Annotated in this window: 18 protein-coding genes; 13 read left to right on the top strand and 5 right to left on the bottom strand. The window is 59.1% G+C overall.

From position 1 onward, the window contains the following. Positions 1 to 52: 52 nt before the first annotated feature. The 3 genes from rraB to AACV31_RS06790 are packed head-to-tail and all read left to right on the top strand — an operon-like array spanning position 53 to position 2,138. The gene (gene rraB / locus AACV31_RS06800) at positions 53 to 475 is read left to right on the top strand and encodes a ribonuclease E inhibitor RraB (RefSeq protein WP_165155675.1); all 423 of its coding nucleotides are present in this window, start codon (positions 53 to 55) and stop codon (positions 473 to 475) included. Positions 476 to 522: 47 nt separating this feature from the next. Next, positions 523 to 1,287 (top strand): tRNA isopentenyl-2-thiomethyl-A-37 hydroxylase MiaE, encoded by a 765-nt coding sequence (gene miaE, locus AACV31_RS06795; protein ID WP_165155677.1) that lies wholly within the window; start codon positions 523 to 525, stop codon positions 1,285 to 1,287. A gap of 44 nt (positions 1,288 to 1,331) precedes the next feature. Further along, on the top strand, positions 1,332 to 2,138 hold the full coding sequence (locus AACV31_RS06790) for a hypothetical protein (protein WP_165155679.1): 807 nt from the start codon (positions 1,332 to 1,334) through the stop codon (positions 2,136 to 2,138). 48 nt (positions 2,139 to 2,186) lie between these two features. Here AACV31_RS06790 and AACV31_RS06785 read toward each other — a convergent pair whose 3' ends face one another. Further along, the gene (locus AACV31_RS06785) at positions 2,187 to 2,693 is read right to left on the bottom strand and encodes a GNAT family N-acetyltransferase (protein WP_105538288.1); all 507 of its coding nucleotides are present in this window, start codon (positions 2,691 to 2,693) and stop codon (positions 2,187 to 2,189) included. Between the two features lie 191 nt (positions 2,694 to 2,884). Here AACV31_RS06785 and AACV31_RS06780 point away from each other — a divergent pair, with 191 nt between their 5' ends. Further along, on the top strand, positions 2,885 to 4,087 hold the full coding sequence (locus AACV31_RS06780; protein WP_165155681.1) for a YjgN family protein: 1,203 nt from the start codon (positions 2,885 to 2,887) through the stop codon (positions 4,085 to 4,087). Positions 4,088 to 4,205: 118 nt separating this feature from the next. On the opposite strand, the gene AACV31_RS06775 is transcribed toward AACV31_RS06780, so the two are convergent. The 3 genes from AACV31_RS06775 to pepA form a co-directional block, all read right to left on the bottom strand. Beyond that, positions 4,206 to 7,061 carry a valine--tRNA ligase gene (locus AACV31_RS06775; RefSeq protein WP_165155692.1) on the bottom strand — a complete coding sequence of 952 codons (2,856 nt, stop codon included), beginning with the start codon at positions 7,059 to 7,061 and terminating at the stop codon, positions 4,206 to 4,208. A 2-nt stretch (positions 7,062 to 7,063) separates the two neighbouring features. Further along, positions 7,064 to 7,525, bottom strand: coding sequence for a DNA polymerase III subunit chi (locus tag AACV31_RS06770; protein WP_012815104.1), 462 nt, complete (start codon positions 7,523 to 7,525; stop codon positions 7,064 to 7,066). 328 nt (positions 7,526 to 7,853) lie between these two features. Further along, complete coding sequence (pepA, locus tag AACV31_RS06765) at positions 7,854 to 9,365, bottom strand: leucyl aminopeptidase (RefSeq protein WP_165155694.1); 1,512 nt, start codon at positions 9,363 to 9,365, stop codon at positions 7,854 to 7,856. 269 nt (positions 9,366 to 9,634) lie between these two features. On the opposite strand from pepA, the gene lptF reads away from it, so the two are divergent. The 5 genes from lptF (at position 9,635) to AACV31_RS06740 (ending at position 16,134) form a co-directional block, all read left to right on the top strand. Next, positions 9,635 to 10,747: an LPS export ABC transporter permease LptF gene (gene lptF, locus AACV31_RS06760; protein ID WP_075197387.1), complete on the top strand. Its 1,113-nt coding sequence runs from the start codon at positions 9,635 to 9,637 to the stop codon at positions 10,745 to 10,747. After that, the gene (gene lptG / locus AACV31_RS06755; protein ID WP_075197388.1) at positions 10,734 to 11,816 is read left to right on the top strand and encodes an LPS export ABC transporter permease LptG; all 1,083 of its coding nucleotides are present in this window, start codon (positions 10,734 to 10,736) and stop codon (positions 11,814 to 11,816) included. Before lptF ends, lptG begins: the two co-directional genes overlap by 14 nt. 63 nt (positions 11,817 to 11,879) lie before the next feature. Next, positions 11,880 to 12,347 (top strand): hypothetical protein, encoded by a 468-nt coding sequence (locus AACV31_RS06750; RefSeq protein ID WP_105538285.1) that lies wholly within the window; start codon positions 11,880 to 11,882, stop codon positions 12,345 to 12,347. Between the two features lie 60 nt (positions 12,348 to 12,407). Beyond that, positions 12,408 to 14,051, top strand: a complete 1,644-nt coding sequence (locus tag AACV31_RS06745; RefSeq protein WP_165155696.1) for a dihydroxyacetone kinase subunit DhaK — start codon at positions 12,408 to 12,410, stop codon at positions 14,049 to 14,051. Positions 14,052 to 14,469: 418 nt separating this feature from the next. Next, positions 14,470 to 16,134, top strand: coding sequence for a DnaJ-like cysteine-rich domain-containing protein (locus AACV31_RS06740; RefSeq protein WP_165155698.1), 1,665 nt, complete (start codon positions 14,470 to 14,472; stop codon positions 16,132 to 16,134). Positions 16,135 to 16,497: 363 nt separating this feature from the next. Here the strand turns inward: AACV31_RS06740 and ahr are convergent, their stop codons facing one another. Beyond that, the gene (gene ahr / locus AACV31_RS06735; RefSeq protein ID WP_165155700.1) at positions 16,498 to 17,517 is read right to left on the bottom strand and encodes an NADPH-dependent aldehyde reductase Ahr; all 1,020 of its coding nucleotides are present in this window, start codon (positions 17,515 to 17,517) and stop codon (positions 16,498 to 16,500) included. A 252-nt stretch (positions 17,518 to 17,769) separates the two neighbouring features. Here ahr and AACV31_RS06730 point away from each other — a divergent pair, with 252 nt between their 5' ends. The 4 genes from AACV31_RS06730 to AACV31_RS06715 are packed head-to-tail and all read left to right on the top strand — an operon-like array spanning position 17,770 to position 20,146. Beyond that, on the top strand, positions 17,770 to 18,435 hold the full coding sequence (locus AACV31_RS06730) for a DUF2589 domain-containing protein (protein ID WP_007767154.1): 666 nt from the start codon (positions 17,770 to 17,772) through the stop codon (positions 18,433 to 18,435). A 49-nt stretch (positions 18,436 to 18,484) separates the two neighbouring features. After that, positions 18,485 to 19,195 (top strand): DUF2589 domain-containing protein, encoded by a 711-nt coding sequence (locus AACV31_RS06725; RefSeq protein WP_165155702.1) that lies wholly within the window; start codon positions 18,485 to 18,487, stop codon positions 19,193 to 19,195. Further along, on the top strand, positions 19,188 to 19,640 hold the full coding sequence (locus AACV31_RS06720; RefSeq protein WP_007767158.1) for a lysozyme: 453 nt from the start codon (positions 19,188 to 19,190) through the stop codon (positions 19,638 to 19,640). The genes AACV31_RS06725 and AACV31_RS06720 overlap by 8 nt, the downstream gene beginning before the upstream one ends. A gap of 23 nt (positions 19,641 to 19,663) precedes the next feature. Then, complete coding sequence (locus AACV31_RS06715; protein ID WP_161589632.1) at positions 19,664 to 20,146, top strand: ribonuclease; 483 nt, start codon at positions 19,664 to 19,666, stop codon at positions 20,144 to 20,146. Positions 20,147 to 20,192 lie beyond the last annotated feature (46 nt).

The raw sequence follows: 20,192 nt of genomic DNA, 5'->3' as shown, positions 1-20,192 counted from the left end.
CCCGCGGGTGTGTGAAAATAGAAGGTATCTGCCACACACTGAGGAACGAGCCATGGCAAACCCGGAATTACTGGAAGAGCAGCGCGAAGAGACGCGTCTGATTATTGAAGAGCTGCTTGAAGATGGTAGCGATCCTGAAGCGCTGTACACTATTGAACACCACTTTTCGGCAGACGATTTCGACACGCTGGAGAAACTGGCGGTAGAAGTGTTCAAGCTTGGCTACGAAGTGACAGACCCGGAAGAGCTGGAGCTGGAAGAGGGCGGTGAAACCGTCATCTGCTGTGACGCGCTGAGCGAGTGCGCGCTGAACGCCGAGCTTATCGACGCTCAGGTCGAACAGCTGATGAACATGGCGGAGAAGTTTAACGTCGAATATGACGGCTGGGGCACTTACTTTGAAGACCCGGACGGTGAAGACGAAGACGAAGACGACGACGGCATGGATGAAGACGACGACGGCGTTCGTCACTAAGTCGCACTTTGCGGCAGCGCGATGCTGCCGCATTTCAGGAACCCCGCATGAATTACGACGCACTCCTCCTCCCCGTTAAAAATTTCCTTCACTGCGCCACCCCGCAAGCCTGGATAGATGAAGCCAGAGCGCCGGAAAACTTACCGCTGCTGCTGACCGACCACATGATCTGCGAGCTGAAAGCCGCGCAAACCGCGATGCTGCTCATTCGCCGCTATGTCGCGGATAAAAGCGGCTCTGACGAACTGCTCGGCTGGCTACAGCCCTATGAAGATTTCACCTATCGTGAAGGCCCGGAGCCCGATTTTCTGGCGCTGCATAAGCGCATCGGTAAAAGCGTGATGCCGCATACCGACGATCCGTGGGGCCAGGCGCTCATCGACAGCATGGTGCTGCTCATCAAAGAAGAATTACACCACTTCTGGCAGGTGCGCGAAGTGATGCAGGCGCGTAACATCCCGTATGTCAAAATCACCGCCAGCCGCTATGCGCGCGGGATGCGGCGCGAAATGCGCACGTATGAGCCTGCGACGCTGATCGACAAGCTGATTTGCGGGGCGTATATCGAAGCCCGTTCGTGCGAGCGTTTCGCGGCGCTGGCGCCGTATCTGGACGACGACTTGCAGAAGTTTTACCTGTCGCTGCTGCGCTCGGAAGCGCGTCACTATCAAGATTACCTCACGCTGGCGCAGCAGATTTCGCCGGACGACATCGCGCCGCGGGTGCAGGCGCTGGGCGAGGCGGAAGCGCGGCTGATTAATCAGCCTGATGCAGAATTCCGTTTCCACAGCGGCGTACCGGCGCACGCGTAAAGCGTTGGGCGTTATAAAAACTATCAATACCGAAGGGATAAAGGATGAACTGGAATCATGTCATGCTCTCCGCGCTGGTGGGCGTCGTGCTCGCCGTGGTGGCATCAACGCTCTATAAAAAGGGCAAAGTGAATAAACTCGCTGCCGTCGCGATTTTTGTCGTCGGCATCGTGCTGTGGAATATCGCGGATATCGCCTGGCTGAAAAGCGGTCAGACTTCGCCGGAGCAGGGCTTTGACGAGGCGTTTAACAGCATGCCGCTGTATAAGCTGATTAAAGAAAACGATCCGGCTTTCTATGCGCGCATGCGTGGTCAGGCGCTGGATATGGCGAAACAGGGCAAAACGCAGCAGGATATTATCGACACGATGCAGGCCAATATGGCTGAGCTTGAGATGCAACGCATTCAGTTCGCGCCGGATGATGACGTGGTGGCGTATATGCGCGTCAATATGAAACAGACCCGTGAGATGCAGCAGCACAGCGATGACGCCTGTTTCCGCTTCCTGATGCCGCAGGTGAAAGGCGGCGTAAACCCGATCCAGATGTTATCGAAAGAGGTCATCGCGGAGCGTATGGATGTCGAGATGAAGCTGCTGTCGGCAAGCTACGGCCCGAATACGCATAAGGTGACGCCGGAAGAGCAGAAACTGGCGGAAGAGTCGCTGGCCCCGATTGGTCAGGCGCTGGCGGCGAAATATGGCGACACGATTGAGGTCTTTACCGATCCGCAAAAAGGCGTCGGACAGGAAAAGCAGGTCTGCAATATGGTGCAGGAGCTCTGGCATAACGTGCTGGCGCTACCGCCGGAAAAAGCCGGGCCGGCTATTCGCGTCTCTATGCAACAATAATAAAAAAGCCGGGTTAGCCCGGCTTTTTTATTTCGCGGTTTCACGCGTTCAGAGCGTTTTTAACATCCGTACTTCGCAATCCACATGACCCGTCGCGCCGAGCGGCTCGGAAATATGCGCAAAGCCTAAGCGTTCATACAGCGCAATCGCCTCTTTTAAAAAGGCGGTGGTTTCGAGATAGCAGCGGCGATAGCCCTGCGCGCGAGCGAAATCCATGGCCTGTAACGCCAGCTTTTTCGCAAGCCCCCTGCCGCGCGCCACGGGCAGAAAATACATTTTTTGCAGCTCGCAGATGTCCGTTTCGCTACCGACCAGCGGAGCGATACCGCCGCCGCCTACCACTTCGCCGTCCAGTTCAATCACCCAGTACGCATAGCCTGGCTTGCTGTATTGCGTATAAAGCACGTCGAGATTCGGATCCGCGACGGTGTAGCCCTTATCCGCGGTCAGCCCGCATTCTGCGGAAACCTGGCGGATCACCCGGGCGACAGCAGCGTTATCCGCCGCCGTCATCCGGCGCATAATAATGTCTACTGGCGCCTCAACATTCATCATTTGCTCTGATGTCATCTGTTCAACATAGTGTTGTGCTTAATACCACTACAAGAAGAGTGACGCAAGCCCAGGAATATTGGCTGCTATTATTCTTCTCCGGGCTTTATTACACTAAAGTACGCACTGGATTAACCCTAAAATATTAACGGTTATAACGGCGCTTTTTTCTTTTTTATAGAATAAGGATTGTTATGTCAGACGATAATAAATTCCTGGCAGGGAATAAGACACACGCATTCTCGTTTCAGGGCAGCGGCGGCGGTTATTTCCCCGTCTGGCTGGTCAACATACTGTTAACGGTGTTCACTGCCGGGCTGTTTTTGCCCTGGGCGATGGTGCGCGCGCGCCGTTATTTTTATGAAAATACTGAACTGGCAGGTGCCCGTTTTTCTTACCATGCCACGGGCGGCGCGATTTTTGTCGGCTGGATCTGCCTTGCGCTTCTCTACGTCGTATTTTTGATTAATATCGTCTTTGAAAATACCTTTTTAACCGTCTGCATGGTGCTGCTGTTTATCGCGTTTGCGCCGTTCCTCATTATGCAGGGCCTGCGCTATCAGCTGCTGATGACGAAGCTTAACGGTCTGCGTTTTAGCTTTAAAGCCAGCCCCCTGCGCGCCTGGTGGGTGATGCTCGGCTGCCCGCTGCTGATTGCGATTCTGGTGTTTATCGTGCTTTCTCTCGTCATGACCCTTGCTGGCACCAGCGGCAGCATCACCGGCATTATTGTGGCTATCGTGCTGGCGATCGTGGTGAGCCTTGGCGGTACCGCGCTGATGCAGGGTATTTACGCCGCGCAGTGGTATGGCCTGCTGGTCAATAACCTGCAATATGGCAAACACCGTTTTGCGATTAACCTGAATATAAAAGCCTGTACCTTCATCTATCTGAAGGCGATGCTGCTGTTTGTGCCGTTTATCGTTATCGTGATGGTGATGGTAGTCCCGATGATGACCCAGATTTTGCAGCAAAGCCTGTACGGTGCGGCAAGCGAAGAAGCGATGCTGAGCGCTGGCTTGTCCATGATCTCCACCATAGTAATGGCTTATATGGTTTATCTTGTCGGCATCCTGGTCTGCTTTAGTTTCGCGTTTGTGAAACTGCGTAACTACGCTTATCAGCAGATGTCGCTGGAAGGCGGTATTACCTTCCGCTCCACCGTGAGTGTCGGTACGTTCGTCTGGCTGATCCTGAGTAACTTCATGGTCTGCGGTATCACCTTTGGTCTGGCGTGGCCGTGGGCAAAAGTGCGTCTGACCCGTTACCTGCTGGAAAACACCCATGTTGACGGCGAACTGGATAACCTGGCGCTGGTCGATCACGACGAGCAGCCGCGTAACGATCCGGCAAGCGTGCTGGGCCGCGGTTTCTCCATTCTGCCTTTCGCACTCTGAAAATAAGCTCCGGGCTACGGCCTGGTAAAAGCATAACGGCGCTCAGATGAGCGCCGTTTTTTTGCAAAATACAGACATAAAAAAAGCCGGGTCGCCCCGGCTTTTTATTCAACATGACTTACAGCGCGCTAATGACGCCCTGTTGTTCTATCAGTTTGGCTTTCGCCTCGTGATAGCCCGCCAGTTTTTCGCGCTCTTTCGCGATAACCGCTTCCGGCGCGCGGGCCACAAAGCCTTCGTTGCCGAGTTTGCTTTCGATGCGGCCGATCTCGCCTTCGATTTTGGCCACTTCTTTCGCCAGGCGCGCCAGCTCGGCGTCTTTATCAATCAGCCCCGCCATCGGGATTAGCAGCTCGGCGCCGTCGATGATTTTGGTCACTGACACCGGGCCTTTGTCATCGGCAGGCAGCACCGTAATGCTTTCAAGGCGCGCCAGCGTCTGCAGGAAGCCGCGGTTGTCGTTAACACGACGCTGCGCGTCCTGGCTGCAACCACGCAGCAGCAACTCAAGCGGTTTGCCCGGCGCGATGTTCATCTCGGCGCGAATATTACGCACGGCGATGATAGCCTGCTTCAGCCATTCGGTATCCGCCAGCGCCGCGTCGTCCACGCGGGACGCGTCAAACGCCGGGAACGGCTGGAGCATAATGGTGTCGGCGTCGATACCGGCAATCACTTTCACGCGCTGCCAGATGGTTTCCGTGATAAACGGAATGATCGGGTGCGCCAGACGCAGCAGACCTTCCAGCACGGTCACCAGCGTGTTGCGGGTGCCGCGCAGCTCAGCTTCCGAACCGCCGTTCATGACCGGCTTGGTCAGCTCCAGATACCAGTCGCAGAACTGGTTCCAGGTGAACTCGTACAGAATGCCCGCCGCGATATCGAAGCGGAAGTTATCCAGCGCCTCGCGGTACGCTTTCACCGTCTGGTTGAATTCCGCCAGGATCCAGCGGTCCGCCAGCGACAGCACTTTCTCGCCGCCGTTGAAGCCGCAATCCTGATCTTCGGTGTTCATCAGCACGAAACGGCTGGCGTTCCACAGCTTGTTGCAGAAGTTGCGATAGCCTTCCAGGCGCTTCATGTCCCAGTTGATGTCGCGGCCGGTAGAGGCCAGCGCCGCCAGGGTGAAGCGCAGGGCGTCGGTGCCATGCGGCTCGATGCCGTCCGGGAACTGCTTCTCGGTGCGCTTGCGGATTTTCTCCGCCAGCTGCGGCTGCATCATGTTGCCGGTGCGTTTCTCCAGCAGCGCGTCCAGGGTGATGCCGTCAACCATATCCAGCGGGTCAATCACGTTGCCCTTGGATTTGGACATCTTCTGGCCTTCGTCGTCGCGGATAAGGCCGGTCATATAGACGGTCTTAAACGGCACCTGCGGCTTGCCGTTTTCATCTTTGATGAAGTGCATGGTCATCATGATCATGCGGGCAATCCAGAAGAAGATGATGTCAAAGCCGGAGACCATGACGCTGGTCGGGTGGAACTGACGCAGCGCGTCGGTGTTTTCCGGCCAGCCGAGGGTCGAGAACGTCCAGAGCGCGGAGGAGAACCAGGTATCCAGCACGTCGTCGTCCTGGCGCAGCGCGACGTCCGCGGACAGGTTATTTTCCTGACGCACTTCCTCTTCGCTGCGGCCTACATAGACGTTGCCTTCGTTGTCATACCAGGCCGGGATACGGTGGCCCCACCAGAGCTGACGGGAGATACACCAGTCCTGAATATCGCGCATCCAGGAGAAGTACATGTTTTCGTACTGCTTCGGCACGAACTGGATATCGCCGTTTTCTACCGCTTCGACCGCCGGTTTCGCCAGCACGTCGGCACGCACGTACCACTGGTCGGTCAGCATCGGTTCGATAACCACGCCGCCGCGGTCGCCGTAAGGCACGGTCAGATCGTGCGGTTTGATCTCTTCGAGCAGGCCGAGTTCATCCACCGCCGCCACGATCGCTTTACGCGCCGCGAAGCGCTCCATTTTCTGGAACTGCGCCGGGATCTCGTTTGAGTAAACGTCGGATTCGTTGCCTTTGGTGTCGTAGACTTCCGCGCTTTCACGGATATCGCCGTCGAAAGTCAGGATGTTGATCATCGGCAGCTGATGACGACGACCCACGTCGTAGTCGTTGAAATCGTGCGCTGGCGTTATCTTCACGCAGCCGGTGCCTTTTTCCATATCGGCGTGTTCGTCGCCGACGATCGGGATGCGGCGGTTAACCAGCGGCAGCACGACATATTTGCCGATCAGATCTTTATAACGAGGATCTTCCGGGTTCACGGCAACGCCGGTATCGCCCAGCAGGGTTTCCGGACGCGTGGTGGCGACCACCAGGTAATCTTTGCCGTCGGCGGTTTTCGCGCCGTCCGCCAGCGGGTAGCGGATATGCCACATGGAGCCTTTCGACTCGCGGTTTTCCACTTCCAGGTCAGAGATGGCGGTACGCAGTTTCGGGTCCCAGTTCACGAGACGCTTGCCGCGATAGATCAGATCTTCTTTATAAAGACGGACGAACACCTCTTTCACTGCGTTGGAGAGGCCTTCATCCATGGTGAAGCGCTCGCGCTCCCAGTCCACCGAGTTACCCAGACGACGCATCTGGCGCGTAATGGTGCCGCCGGATTCCGCTTTCCACTCCCAGATTTTCTCGATAAAGGCGTCGCGGCCGTAGTCGTGGCGGGTTTTGCCTTCTTCAGCGGCGATTTTGCGCTCGACGACCATCTGGGTCGCGATACCGGCATGGTCGGTGCCGACCTGCCACAGGGTGTTTTTACCCTGCATGCGCTGGTAGCGGATCATGGTGTCCATGATGGTTTGCTGGAAGGCGTGACCCATATGCAAACTGCCGGTGACGTTCGGCGGCGGGATCATGATGCAGAAGCTTTCCTGGCTCTCGTCGCCGTTGGGTTTGAAATAGCCCTGCTGCTCCCAGTGCTCGTAAAGCGGCTGTTCGATATCTTGGGGGTTATATGTCTTTTCCATTTCTACTGTGTCGTTCCGGGCGCCGTGAAGGTGGCCGTGGTCAAGTGGAAACCGGCGGCGCGATAGGCTTTGTAGCGTTCGCGCGCCAGTTGTTTCTGGGATTCGTCGTAAGGTACGAAGTCTACCACTTCATAGAAAGCAGTGGCAAAAGCTGCGAATTCCGGCAGCAGGCTTATCAGGAGCTCCCGCGGGCTGCTGCCGCGTTTTTGCGGCCAGGCGATCTCCACCGGCGCGCCGCCGCGCGGCCCTTCGCCCGCAAGATTGTGCGGCACGAAGCTGTCGGGGTCGCGCTTCCAGAGCGCTTCGTCGATGCGGGTCGCCTGGGCTTCGTCGACGCAGGCAATCAGGATGCGTTTCCCTGCGCGCCAGCGCGCTGCGGCAACGTCGCACACCAGTTGTTCGACGGCGTTCAGGCCGTCCACGGTGTCGTCGTTGTCCAGCAGGTAAAACGTTGCGTTCTTCATAAGCGATACCCGTGGTCTTTCACGTTGCCTCGTTGTTGGCTGCCTGTCTTCACCCGGATTCGGGGGCGGGCGAGTGTGTTGTCGGGAGATGGCGGGTGGCGCTTTGCTTACCCGCCCTACGGGGATGTTGCCCTATCGCCACGTACATAAAATGTTTGGTAGGGCGGGTAAGCGAAGCGCCCCCACCGTTTGCCTTATCGCCAGCATACCTGACGATATTTTGTAGGGTGGGTAAGCGAAGCGCACCCACCGTTTGCCTTATCGCCAGCATACCTGACGATATTCTGTAGGGTGGGTAAGCGAAGCGCACCCACCGTCTGTCAGCGCCTTACTCTTCGCCGTTAAACCCGGCGCGGTTCAACAGGAACTGCGAGAGCAACGCGACCGGGCGACCGGTGGCGCCCTTCGCCTTGCCGGAGCGCCAGGCGGTACCGGCGATATCCAGGTGCGCCCAGTTATATTTACGCGTAAAGCGCGACAGGAAGCACCCGGCGGTAATAGCCCCGCCAGGACGGCCGCCGATATTCGCCATATCCGCGAAATTCGACTCCAGCTGCTCCTGGAACTCGTCCGCCAGCGGCAGACGCCAGGCACGGTCGCCCGCCTGCTCAGACGCGCCGATAAGCTCATGCGCGAGCGGATTGTGGTTCGACATCAGGCCGGTAATGTGATGGCCCAGCGCAATCACGCAGGCGCCGGTCAGCGTCGCCACGTCGATGACCACTTCCGGATCGAAGCGCTCAACATACGTCAGTACGTCGCACAGCACCAGACGGCCTTCGGCGTCGGTGTTGAGCACTTCCACCGTCTGGCCGGACATCGTCGTCAGCACGTCGCCCGGACGATACGCGCGTCCGCCAGGCATGTTTTCACAGCCCGCCAGAATGCCGGTGACGTTCACCGGCAGGTTCAGCTCGGCCACCATGCGCATCACGCCATACACCGCCGCCGCGCCGCACATGTCATATTTCATCTCGTCCATCCCTTCGGACGGTTTAATCGAGATGCCGCCGGAGTCAAAGGTCAGCCCTTTGCCCACCAGTACAATCGGCCGGGCGTCCGGCTCGCTGCTGCCTTTATATTCAATCACCGACATCAGCGATTCATTCTGCGAGCCTTCGCCGACCGCGAGGTACGAGTGCATCCCCAGCTCTTTCATCTGCTGCTCGCCAATCACGCGGGTGATGACGTTTTTGCTGAAGGAATCCGCCAGCTGGCGCGCCTGAGAGGCGAGGTACGCGGCGTTACAGATGTTCGGCGGCATATTGCCCAGATCTTTAGCGGCTTTAATGCCGGAGGCAATCGCCAGACCGTGCTGGATAGCGCGCTCGCCGCTGGTGAGTTCACGGCGGGTCGGCACGTTGAACACCATTTTGCGCAGCGGACGACGCGGCTCGCTCTTGTTCGTCTTCAGTTGATCGAAGCTGTAGAGCGTCTCTTTCGCCGTTTCTACCGCCTGGCGCACTTTCCAGTACGTGTTGCGGCCTTTGACGTGCAGCTCGGTCAGGAAGCAGACCGCTTCCATAGAGCCGGTATCATTCAGAGTATTGATGGTTTTCTGAATCACCTGCTTATACTGACGCTCATCCAGCTCGCGCTCTTTGCCGCAGCCGATCAGAAGGATACGTTCTGACAACACATTCGGAACGTGATGAAGCAACAAGGTCTGGCCCGGTTTGCCCTCCAGCTCACCGCGACGCAGCAGGGCGCTGATATAGCCGTCGCTGATTTTATCGAGTTGTTCGGCGATGGGAGAGAGACGGCGCGGTTCGAAAACGCCTACGACAATGCAGGCACTGCGCTGTTTTTCCGGGCTCCCGCTTTTTACACTGAACTCCATGCACTACGCTCCTGAATCTTAAAGACAACGGCGGCGGCTACAGATAGAATTGACCACTTCGTAACTCTTGCTCCGCTGTTGCGATGACTTCGTGTTAATCTTAACGAATGTTGTTTTGGTTTCGGCTCGTCGGCAACGCTTGAAGCGCGAAGCCGTTAAGATATGTAATCTTAGCGATCTTTTCGACGACTCAAGAGAATAAATGACGTTTAAGCCATGAAACAAGCGATTTTCCTGCAAAAAGACTCGTATTCACAGGCGTATTTAATGTGATAATCATAAGATATCTGGTTCGGGAGACGCTCAAAAGCCAACTGGCTATTTTGTTCATCCTGCTGCTGATCTTCTTCTGCCAGAAGCTGGTGAGAATTCTTGGCGCGGCGGTGGACGGCGATATTCCGACAAACCTCGTGCTCGCGCTCCTTGGCCTGGGCGTGCCCGAAATGGCGCAGCTCATCCTGCCGTTAAGCCTGTTCCTCGCGCTACTGATGACGCTTGGCAGGCTCTATACCGAAAGTGAAATCACCGTCATGCACGCCTGCGGGCTGAGTAAAGCGGTGCTGGTGAAAGCCGCGATGGTTCTCGCGCTGATGACCGGCATTGTCGCTGCGGTGAATGTGATGTGGGCAGGCCCCTGGTCGTCGCGCCATCAGGACGAAGTGCTCGCGGAGGCGAAAGCCAACCCCGGCATGGCGGCGCTCGCGCAGGGCCAGTTCCAGCAGGCGACCGACGGTAACGCGGTGCTGTTCATTGAAAGCGTGGACGGCAGCAAATTCAAAGACGTGTTCCTGGCGCAGCTGCGCCCGAAAGGCAACGCGCGTCCTTCTGTGGTCGTCGCTGACTCCGGCGAACTCTCGCAGCGTAAAGATGGCTCACAGGTGGTGACGCTCAACCAGGGCACCCGCTTTGAGGGCACTGCGATGCTGCGCGATTTCCGCATCACCGACTTTAAAGATTACCAGGCGATTATCGGTCATCAGGCCGTGGCGCTGGACCCGGACGACGCCGAGCAGATGGACATGCAAACGCTCTGGCAGGCCGATTCCAAATCGGCGCGCGCCGAATTCCACTGGCGCCTGACGCTGGTGTTCGCGGTGATTGTGATGGCGCTGATGGTCGTGCCGCTCTCGGTGGTGAACCCGCGTCAGGGCCGCGTGCTCTCGATGCTGCCCGCGATGCTGCTGTACCTTATCTTCTTCCTGCTCCAGACCTCGCTGCGCTCCAACGGCGCGAAAGGCAAGCTTGATCCGCTGATCTGGATGTGGGCCGTTAACCTGCTTTATCTGGCGCTCGCCGTGGCGCTGAACCTGTGGGACACGGTGCCGGTGCGCCGCATCCGCGCCCGCTTTGCTCGTCGGGGAGTGATCGATGCTGGGATTTAGCGTTCTCGACCGGTACATCGGCAGAACAATTTTCAACACCATAATGATGACGCTGTTCATGCTGGTGTCGCTGTCGGGCATTATCAAATTCGTCGATCAGCTGAAAAAGACCGGCGAAGGCAGCTACACCGCGCTTGGCGCGGGAACATACACGCTGCTGAGCGTGCCGAAAGATATCCAGATCTTCTTCCCGATGGCCGCGCTGCTTGGCGCGCTGCTGGGCTTAGGGATGCTGGCGCAGCGCAGCGAGCTGGTCGTCATGCAGGCGTCCGGCTTTACCCGTATGCAGGTCGCCGCCTCCGTCATGAAAACCGCCATTCCGCTGGTCATCTTCACGATGGCTATCGGCGAATGGGTAGCCCCGCAGGGCGAACAGATGGCCCGTAACCTGCGCGCGCAGCAGATGTATGGCGGGTCGCTGCTCTCAACCCAGCAGGGGATGTGGGCGAAAGACGGCAGCAACTTTGTTTATATCGAACGCGTGAAGGGTGAAAACGAGCTGGGCGGTATCAGCATCTACGCCTTTAACGATAAGCGTCGTCTGGAATCCGTCCGTTACGCCGCCAGCGCGAAGTTTGACGCTGAGCATAAGCTGTGGCGCCTGTCGCAGGTGGATGAGTCGAACCTCAAAAACCCGCAGCAGATCACCGGCTCCCAGACGTTGACCGGCACCTGGAAAACCAACCTGACGCCCGATAAGCTTGGCGTCGTGGCGCTGGATCCGGATGCGCTGTCGATTAGCGGCCTGCGTAATTACGTCACGTATCTGAAGGCGAGCGGCCAGGACGCCAGCCGTTATCAGCTCAACATGTGGAGCAAAATCTTCCAGCCGCTGTCCGTCGCGGTCATGATGCTGATGGCGCTGTCATTTATCTTCGGGCCGCTGCGCAGCGTGCCGATGGGCGTGCGCGTTGTGACGGGCATCAGCTTCGGCTTTATCTTCTACGTGCTGGACCAAATCTTCGGGCCGCTGAGCCTGGTGTATGGCATTCCGCCGATTATCGGCGCGCTGCTGCCAAGCGCCAGCTTCTTCCTGATAAGCCTCTGGCTGTTGATGAAACGCGCCTGACGCCTGCCGCATTCCCCCGCAAAGGGGAATGCGGTTCCTCTCTTTTCACGTTTGCAGGAAGCCATGAAAAGATTCGCCTCGCTGTTACTCCTTTTCTTCGCCCATCTCGCTTTTTTGCCTGAGGCACTGCTCCTGATTTTGATAGTGGGCGCTTACTTTTATTTTCGCGATCCGCTGTCGTGGCTGGCCTTCGAGGGCGGCGTGTTCGCCGTGCTGGGGCTGCTTTTCGCGCTGCTCGCGCGCCACACAGACCGCCGCAGCCTGGCGGTGGGCATCGTGACGGCAGGCTCTCCACAGGAGAAAGACGCCGACGATGTGCTGCGCCTGTTTTCGCTCGGCGACCACCTTCTCTTTGCGATAGCCAGCGCCACGCTGCCGTATTTCATCGTGAGCTTTCTCATCTTCGACGGGCGCGTCGCCTTCTGGCTGCACACCGCCTTTCTGGCGGCTGTGTTAGTGGGTGTTCACTTTGCTGGCCGCTGGCTGGATCGCCTGCAAAAGCGGCGCGGCTACGGCGAATACGGGCTCTGACCGCCGCGTGCCTGCGAAACGGCTATGCTTTCCATACCGTTCACTGATTCGCAGGAAACCATGTCCAGATTCTTTTTTGACGACCGTAAAAGCCTTATCAACGACGCTGTCGACGGGCTTCTCCTCACTGCCCGCCACCAGAACCTCACCCGCCTTGATATCGACCCGGCTATCCGCATCGTGGCCCGCCGCGACTGGGATAAAAGCAAAGTGGCGGTAATTTCCGGCGGCGGCTCCGGCCACGAGCCCGCGCACGCGGGCTTTGTGGGTAAGGGAATGCTCACTGCCGCCGTCTGCGGCGATCTCTTTGCCTCGCCGAGCGTGGACGCGGTGCTGAACGCCATTGTGGCGGTAACCGGCGATCGCGGCTGCCTGCTCATCGTGAAAAACTACACCGGCGACCGTCTGAACTTTGGCCTGGCGGCAGAGAAAGCCAAACGCCACGGGCTGAAAGTGGAGATGGTGATTGTGTCCGACGACGTGGCGCTGCCGGATAACAAGCAGCCGCGCGGCATCGCCGGCACGGCGCTGGTGCATAAAATCGCCGGTTTCGCCGCCGAGCAGGGCAAATCGTTAAGCGACGTACGCGCGCTGGCGCAGCAGGCGAGCGACGCGGTGAAAAGCCTCGGCGTGGCGCTACAGACCTGTAGCCTGCCGGGAAGCACCGAAGACGGGCGCATTAAACAGGGCGAGGCGGAGCTGGGGCTCGGTATTCACGGCGAGCCCGGCGCCAGCACCATCAACACCCAGAACAGTCGGGAAATTGTGGCGACGCTGGTGGAGCGCCTGACGGCGGAAGTACCCGCCGACGCGCGGCTCGCGGTGCTGATTAACAATCTCGGCGGCACGTCTGCGCTGGAGATGGCGCTGCTGACCCGCGAGCTGTCGCGCTCGGCCCTGAAAGACCGTATCGACTGGCTTATCGGCCCTGCGCCGCTCGTGAGCGCGCTCGACATGAAAGGCTTTTCGCTCTCCGTGTTGCCGCTGAATGATAACGTCGTACAGGCGCTGAACGCGCCGGTGGAGACCGTGGGCTGGCTGCCGCCGGTGGCGTTTGGCGAGCCGCACGCGCAGTCGCTGCCGCTGGTGCGTGACAGCGTTGAGGCCACGCCTTCTGACAACCCGCACGTGCGCACGCTCCTGGATCGCGCCACGGCCGCCCTTATCGCGCAAGAGGCGCGCCTGAACGCGCTCGATGCGAAAGTGGGCGACGGGGATACCGGCTCCACCTTTGCCGAAGGCGCGCGGGATATCGCGAAGAAGCTTGCGAATAACCAGTTGCCGCTGAACGACGCCGCCGCGCTGTTGCAGCTTATCGGCGAGCGGCTGGCGACGGTGATGGGCGGCTCAAGCGGTGTGCTGATGTCGATTTTCTTTACCGCCGCCGGGCAGAAGGTGGCCGATGGCGCCGCGTTGCCCGACGCGCTGCTGACGGGCCTGGCGCAGATGAAGCATTATGGCGGCGCGGTGCCTGGCGACCGGACGCTGATCGACGCCCTGCAACCGGCGCTGGAAGCGCTGAAAAACGCGGGGCTTGCCGCCGCCGCGCAGGCCGCGGAGCAGGGCGCAAAAGCCACCGCGCAGATGGGCAAAGCCAGGGCCGGGCGTTCGTCCTACGTGGGGAGCGATAACCTTGAAGGGGTGGAGGATCCGGGCGCCGTGGCGGTCGCAGGGGTGTTTAAGGCGATAACCCAGGGCAGGTGAGTTTCAGCGGCGGGGGGCGAGGTTTGTGTTAAGGCGGGTGTGAGGTTTGAGGTTAAGGCGGGCGTGAGGTTTGATGTTAAGGCGGGGGCGCTTCGCTTACCCGCCCTACAAAACCCTGCACCTTGTTGTAGGGTGGGTAAGCGCAGCGCACCCACCACGCCACCTGATCGTTTTTCGTAGGGTGGGTAAGCTTCGCGCACCCACCACATCACCTGACTGTTTTCCGTAGGGTGGGTAAGCTTGCGCACCCACCACCTCAATACCCACCACCGCAATGCCCACTTCCCCACCAGAATCAGGGGCATAGCCTTACGCCTCGCTATGCTACCATTTCGCTTCTTCCCCCTTAAAAAGCGATGAGCGGCCATATCTGACGGCGGCCTGCATTTTGACGGATCATTTCGCCTGAGGATACATCATGAAAGACGCCTGGCTTGCCGCCTGCGATACCACCATTCAGACCTTCGTTCGCGATTCCACGCGCCTTGAGCCAGGCGAGCTCAGCGTGGTGCCTGTCGACTACATCGATTTCCACTACCAGATAAGCCTGCGGCTGATTTTTAACGTCCGGACCGACACGGCAAGCCAGGCGGGGCGGGTTTCCGCGGGCCTGAATATCGATGTCTGCCACTCGCGCCCGGAGTATGAGCGCGCCTTACAGATGCAGACCAGCGCCATCCTCGCCCGCGACAAAACGCTGGATGACGCGCGGGCGTCGCTGCTCTCGCGGCCTTATGGCGACTGGCAGAATGAAGAGGTCGTCTACTTTCACCCGATGCAGGTCTGCCTCACGGAAAACTGCAATAACTGCCACGGCAGCGGCTCGGTCAACTGCGGCCAGTGCCACGGCTCCGGGAAAACCTCCTGCTATGGCTGCGGCGGCAGCGGCCAGGTGATGCGCCAGCGCAGCTATTACGATAGTTACACTAAACAAAACCGTACCGAAAACTACTACGAGAGCTGCCCCACCTGTTACGGCGGCAGGGTGACCTGCAGCAGCTGCGGCGGCTCCGGCAACAAACAGTGCTCGCCGTGTAGCGGCACAGGGATTATTTCACACATCACCTCGCTGAAAGCGACCGCCACGCCGGACTACCAGCTCGTCTACCCGCAGGCGGACGTGCCGGAGTATATCCGCGAGGGGTTATACAAGGCGGGCGTACCGTCGCTCGGCAGTTACGGCCCCGTTGCGCTGACGTACAACGATGTGGATTACGCGCGTCGCGACGTGCATGTCATGTATGACGCGAACGTCCCCTTTGGCCGCCTGGAAAGCCCGCTGCCGGAAGCAGGCGAGGAGCCCATTCGCTGGATCCTCTATGGCGTGACGCCGCACATTCTCGACGCCGGGCACGTGTTGCAGGCGCTGCTCAAAAACGATCTCGATATGCTGGTGCGCCAGGCGACGCCGGGGAAACGGCGCAACCCGTTTGTGGGCGGCGTCAGCCGCAAAACGGTGCAGACATTTATGGAATCGGAAGCGCACCAGGCGATGCTTATCGAACATAGCCGCGGCAAGCGCGGCGATGCGCTGCGTGAATCGCTCAACCGCGCCTTCGCCACGCCATATCTTAACGAGGCGATCGCAAGCCTGGGGAGCCTCGTCAGCGCGGTGCAGCGCTGGTCGCTGGCGAAGTGGAGCCTCTTTACCGCGCTGATGATCTATCTGCTGCTGCCGGTAGTAACGACCTGGCAGCGGCAGGGAATGATGAACTTCGATACCGGGCGCATTTACCTGACGGCCCCCAGCCATATCAATGGCGTGTGGAACGTGGAGGCGGGGCTGCAGGGGATTGCTTTGGTGCATGGCATACCGATGCTATGCATCGCGCTGGTCGGGACGCTGATGGGTTATCTGTGGCGACGCAACTGGCTCCGTCGCCAGTTCGGCAAACCGCTCGCCGCGTGGGGCAAACAGCAAGGGCGGCTGCGCAGCCGCTGGCTGCTTGGCTCGGTGCTCGCTATCGTTATCGCCACTGCGCTGCTGCTGGTCGCCCCGGTCTGGATCTCGCAGGACGAGATGCTCTATGGCGTGGTGCCGGTGCATGAGGTGATTCAGAAAGTGGTGGCGTTGAGGCAGTAAACGCATTGCGGAAGACGGTGGATTAACGGCGGGTGCGCGTGGCTTACCCGCCCTACGTGGAGGCAGCGATGGATTCATGGCGGGTGCGCGTGGCTTACCCGCCCTACGTGGAAGCGGTGGTGGATTAATGGCGGGTGCGCGTGGCTTACCCGCCCTACGTGGAGGCAGCGATGGATTCATGGCGGGTGCGCGTGGCTTACCCGCCCTACGTGGAAGCGGCGGTGGGATTCATGGCGGGTGCGCTTTGCTTACCCGCCTTACGGTGAGCCCGGGGTTTTGTAGGGTGGGTAAGCGTAGCGCACCCACCATCTCAAACGATCAAAAAAGGCGCCTCACGGCGCCTTTGCTTTTTACGCTTACCGATCAGAAATCTGCTTTCAAAACCACACGGTAGCGCGCTTTGCCGTCGCGCACATGTTGCAGCGCCTCGTTGATGCGCGACATCGGGAACTCTTCGGTCTGCGGCGCCACTTTGGCGCGCGCCGCCAGCTTCATCAGCGAGCGCAGCTCGTGCGGCGAGCCTGTCGCGGAGCCGGATACGCTGCGGTCGCCCGCAATCAGCGAGAACGCCGGGACTTCGAACGGCTTCATCACCGCGCCGACGGTATGGAAATTCCCGCCCCAGGCCAGCGCCTGGAAGTACGGCATCCAGTCGAGCGACACATTCACCGTGTTGATAATCAGATCGAACTGACCGGCCAGCGCCTGAAGCGCTTGCGGATCGCGGCTGTTCACTACTTTATCCGCGCCCATCGCCAGGATCTCTTGCTCTTTCGACGGATTCGAGCTGAACGCCGTCACTTCGCAGCCCATCGCGCGCAGCAGCTTGATGGCGATATGGCCGAGACCGCCGATGCCGATCACGCCGACGCGGCTGGTGGCGGTAATGTGATGCTTCAGCAGCGGTTTGAACACCGTAATGCCGCCGCACAGCAGCGGACCGGCGGACGCGGCGTCGATGCCTTCCGGCAATGGGATCACCCACTGCCAGTTCGCGCGAATTTTATCGGCGAAGCCGCCGCGGTTCAGGATCGTCGGCACGCTGCCGTGCTGGCAGTTCACCTGATTGCCGCTGATACAGGCATCGCAGTGCTCGCAGCTTGACGCCGTCCAGCCGATACCGACGCGCTGGCCCACTTTCAGGCCCTTGTTCTGCGCGCTGCCGCCCAGCGCACTCACACGGCCAATCACTTCGTGGCCCGCAATCAGCGGATACGTCGACATACCCCATTCGTTATCGATCATCGAGAGATCGGAGTGGCAGATGCCGCAGTACTCAACCTCAACCTCCACATCCTCAGGCTTCAGCTCGCCTGCGTCGTACTCATAGAGCTCAAGCTCTGCGCCAGCGTCGTGCGCGGCGTAACTTTTGATGATGGTCATCGCGGTTTCCTTTGTTGTGGACACTGACAAGGAGTGTAGAGCATTACGCTACCCCGGCGCAGCCCCGCCCGGCCCTGACCGCTCATATCGTTAACATTCGAACGATTAAGCGGGACTATTTCCAATGTCATGGGCCATTTTCCCGCGCCAGCGCCCGCCATCCGGCGAATATGTCGCCGGTTTCCCGCCCGGTAATGTGACTCCTGCGAATTCGCATCGCGACGTTCTTACACACTCACAGGAGTAAGCATTATGGATTCTCAATTCATTGGATCGGTCATTAATGCGCTGCCGCTGGAGCACATGATTGGCGGGCCGCTGCAGGCCATGATCAAAGCGCAGGTGCAGGCCAGCAAAGCGTATGCCGACTTCCTGCTTTCCGTCTGTATTAAAGACGGTAAGGCGGAGGCGGTGCAGTTTGACTACGACGAAACCGTGGTCGATGAAAAAGGCGTGATTCAGGGCGTGGTGAAAAAAACCATGCGCATCCCGCTGCTGGCGGCGATTTCTCACCCGAACATCAGCATCGAAGAAGGGACCATCGACTTCGAGCTGGAAGTCTCCCAGAGCGAATCCAGCAACAGCGAAACCGCGGCGGAAGCGTCGCTGGAGGCGTCTGTGGGCTGGGGCCCGTTCAGCGTGAAAATCAGCGGGCGCGTCTCGCATAAAGCGCAGCAAACCCGCTCCACCGATACCCGCGCGAAATACAGCATCCACACCCAGGTGAAGCGTCAGCCGCCGCCGGAAGCGCTGATGCGCGTGATCGACTTCCTGACCGATGCGGCCACGCGCCCGGCCATTTTGCCGTCCGAAGCCAAAAAGCTGGATGACAAAACGCTCGACGCCTACCCCGTCACGCCGGTCGCCCCGGCGACGCCTGCGGGAAATAACAACACTGCCCCCAACCGGGCGCCCTGATAGCTAACCCTGAGGCTGCGTTGCAGCCTCATTTCTCACGGAGCGCACTATGTCACTGAAAGACTGGATACGCGGCAACCGGGAAACGGGGGCGGGAGGCGGTCAGGCGTCATCAGGCGCAGCGCCCACTCAGGGCACCGCCGCGGTGGATTCGCCGGACGATGCGGTTGTGAACCACGCCGCCGCGCCGGATATCACACCGCCGGACCCGGTTCCGCCTGGCCCTCCGCCAGGAGGAGGCACGCCGCCGCCGTCAGGGCCGTCGCCGCGCGGTATGCCCATCACGCTTGCGGATATCACCCGCGGGATGCAGCACGCGGCGACCTCCGCGAACCAGCTCATCGCGCATCAGTATATGCAGGCGCTGGATCCGTTCTTCGAGCACAGCGACGACGGGCGGCTGGTGCCGAAAGTCATTGAGATGGAGCTCGACGACAACCACCACTTCAAACTCCCGCTGGTGGCGCTTTCGACGCCGCGCGGGCTGATGCTCGAAAAAATGAAAGTGTTCCTGACGGTGCGCACGGATGCGGTGGAACAGCAAAGCGCGCCGGCAGGCGTTTCTGATGAGGCGGTAGGGCGTTTTCACGTCAGCATGTCGCCGCAAAGCCGGGATAACCACGGGCGCGACAGCGACCACGTGGATATCGAAATGCAGTTCACCGTTCTGGAGCCGCCTGAAAGCGTGATGCGCCTGATTGAGGAATACACCAATCAGGTTCTCCCTAAACCGACAGACAGGAGTAACGACAATGGCTAATATCCCTAACAATACCGGCATGCCCGGCGTGGAATTAATTAAATCCTTTGAAGGGCTGCGCCTGGATAAATATCAGGACGCCGTCGGCAAATGGACCATCGGCTACGGCCATCTTATTTTGCCGAATGAAAATTTTACCCGCGCCTTAACGCTTCAGGAGGCGGAAGATCTCCTGCGCGCCGATTTAGGCATGACCGAGCGCGGTATTCGCCAGATGGTGAAAGTGGATCTTAATCAGAACCAGTTTGACGCGCTGGTGAGCTTCGCCTTTAACGTCGGCCTTGGCAATCTGCAAAGCAGCACGCTGTTGCGATTACTGAATCAGGGCAGTTATCGCGAGGCGGCGGATCAGCTTTTACGCTGGAATAAAGCAGGCGGTAATGTGCTCGCCGGATTAACCCGTCGCCGCGAAGCCGAGCGTCTTTTATTTCTGACCGCCCTCTGACGCGCTTATTTAAGGAATAACTTATGAAACGTTTTAAATATATGCCGTTCGGCATGGGGCTTGCTGCATGCCTTTTTGCGTTACCGGGTTATGCCAGCCTGCCGGAATGCGATGTGGTGGTGAATAACGCGAATCAGGAACTGGTGGCGCAAAATAAAAAGCCCGTTAAGGATGTCGCTAAGCTCACCGTGTTATTACGCACGCTGAATAAAGACGACGTGCTGCCCCGTGAATATGTGACGCGCGACGAGGCGCGAAAACTTGGCTGGAGCGGCAACCCGCAGGATTCATTGTGGAACGTCTGGGCGCTCAATAAAAAGCAGCTGGGTGGGGATCGCTACACCGGCGCGCCGCTGCCGGAGCCGGGCGTGTGGTACACCGCCGATATCGACAGCGTGCGGGGCATCAGCAGCGGTCGGCATCTTATCTTCAGCGCGCAGAGTATGACGCGCTATCTCTCGACGGATAACGATGTCAGCGCGGTTGTACTTCCTCCCTGCCAGTAACCGCCGCGGCCTCAGCGCCTTGTGCGCCGGGGCCGCTTTTCCGAGG

Source organism: Cronobacter sp. EKM101R (assembly GCF_963888145.1).
Classification (GTDB): Bacteria; Pseudomonadota; Gammaproteobacteria; order Enterobacterales; family Enterobacteriaceae; genus Cronobacter; species Cronobacter turicensis.
This window is presented reverse-complemented; position numbering and strand designations above follow the sequence as displayed.

Coding starts and splice junctions, on each gene's coding strand:
- lptG (WP_075197388.1), top strand. CDS start 10,734: ATGCTGGGATTTAGCGTTCTCGACCGGTACATCGGCAGAACAATTTTC.
- pepA (WP_165155694.1), bottom strand. CDS start 9,365: ATGGAGTTCAGTGTAAAAAGCGGGAGCCCGGAAAAACAGCGCAGTGCC.
- miaE (WP_165155677.1), top strand. CDS start 523: ATGAATTACGACGCACTCCTCCTCCCCGTTAAAAATTTCCTTCACTGC.
- AACV31_RS06780 (WP_165155681.1), top strand. CDS start 2,885: ATGTCAGACGATAATAAATTCCTGGCAGGGAATAAGACACACGCATTC.
- AACV31_RS06725 (WP_165155702.1), top strand. CDS start 18,485: ATGTCACTGAAAGACTGGATACGCGGCAACCGGGAAACGGGGGCGGGA.
- AACV31_RS06720 (WP_007767158.1), top strand. CDS start 19,188: ATGGCTAATATCCCTAACAATACCGGCATGCCCGGCGTGGAATTAATT.
- AACV31_RS06730 (WP_007767154.1), top strand. CDS start 17,770: ATGGATTCTCAATTCATTGGATCGGTCATTAATGCGCTGCCGCTGGAG.
- AACV31_RS06785 (WP_105538288.1), bottom strand. CDS start 2,693: ATGATGAATGTTGAGGCGCCAGTAGACATTATTATGCGCCGGATGACG.
- AACV31_RS06715 (WP_161589632.1), top strand. CDS start 19,664: ATGAAACGTTTTAAATATATGCCGTTCGGCATGGGGCTTGCTGCATGC.
- rraB (WP_165155675.1), top strand. CDS start 53: ATGGCAAACCCGGAATTACTGGAAGAGCAGCGCGAAGAGACGCGTCTG.
- ahr (WP_165155700.1), bottom strand. CDS start 17,517: ATGACCATCATCAAAAGTTACGCCGCGCACGACGCTGGCGCAGAGCTT.
- AACV31_RS06745 (WP_165155696.1), top strand. CDS start 12,408: ATGTCCAGATTCTTTTTTGACGACCGTAAAAGCCTTATCAACGACGCT.
- AACV31_RS06775 (WP_165155692.1), bottom strand. CDS start 7,061: ATGGAAAAGACATATAACCCCCAAGATATCGAACAGCCGCTTTACGAG.
- AACV31_RS06740 (WP_165155698.1), top strand. CDS start 14,470: ATGAAAGACGCCTGGCTTGCCGCCTGCGATACCACCATTCAGACCTTC.
- AACV31_RS06750 (WP_105538285.1), top strand. CDS start 11,880: ATGAAAAGATTCGCCTCGCTGTTACTCCTTTTCTTCGCCCATCTCGCT.
- AACV31_RS06770 (WP_012815104.1), bottom strand. CDS start 7,525: ATGAAGAACGCAACGTTTTACCTGCTGGACAACGACGACACCGTGGAC.
- AACV31_RS06790 (WP_165155679.1), top strand. CDS start 1,332: ATGAACTGGAATCATGTCATGCTCTCCGCGCTGGTGGGCGTCGTGCTC.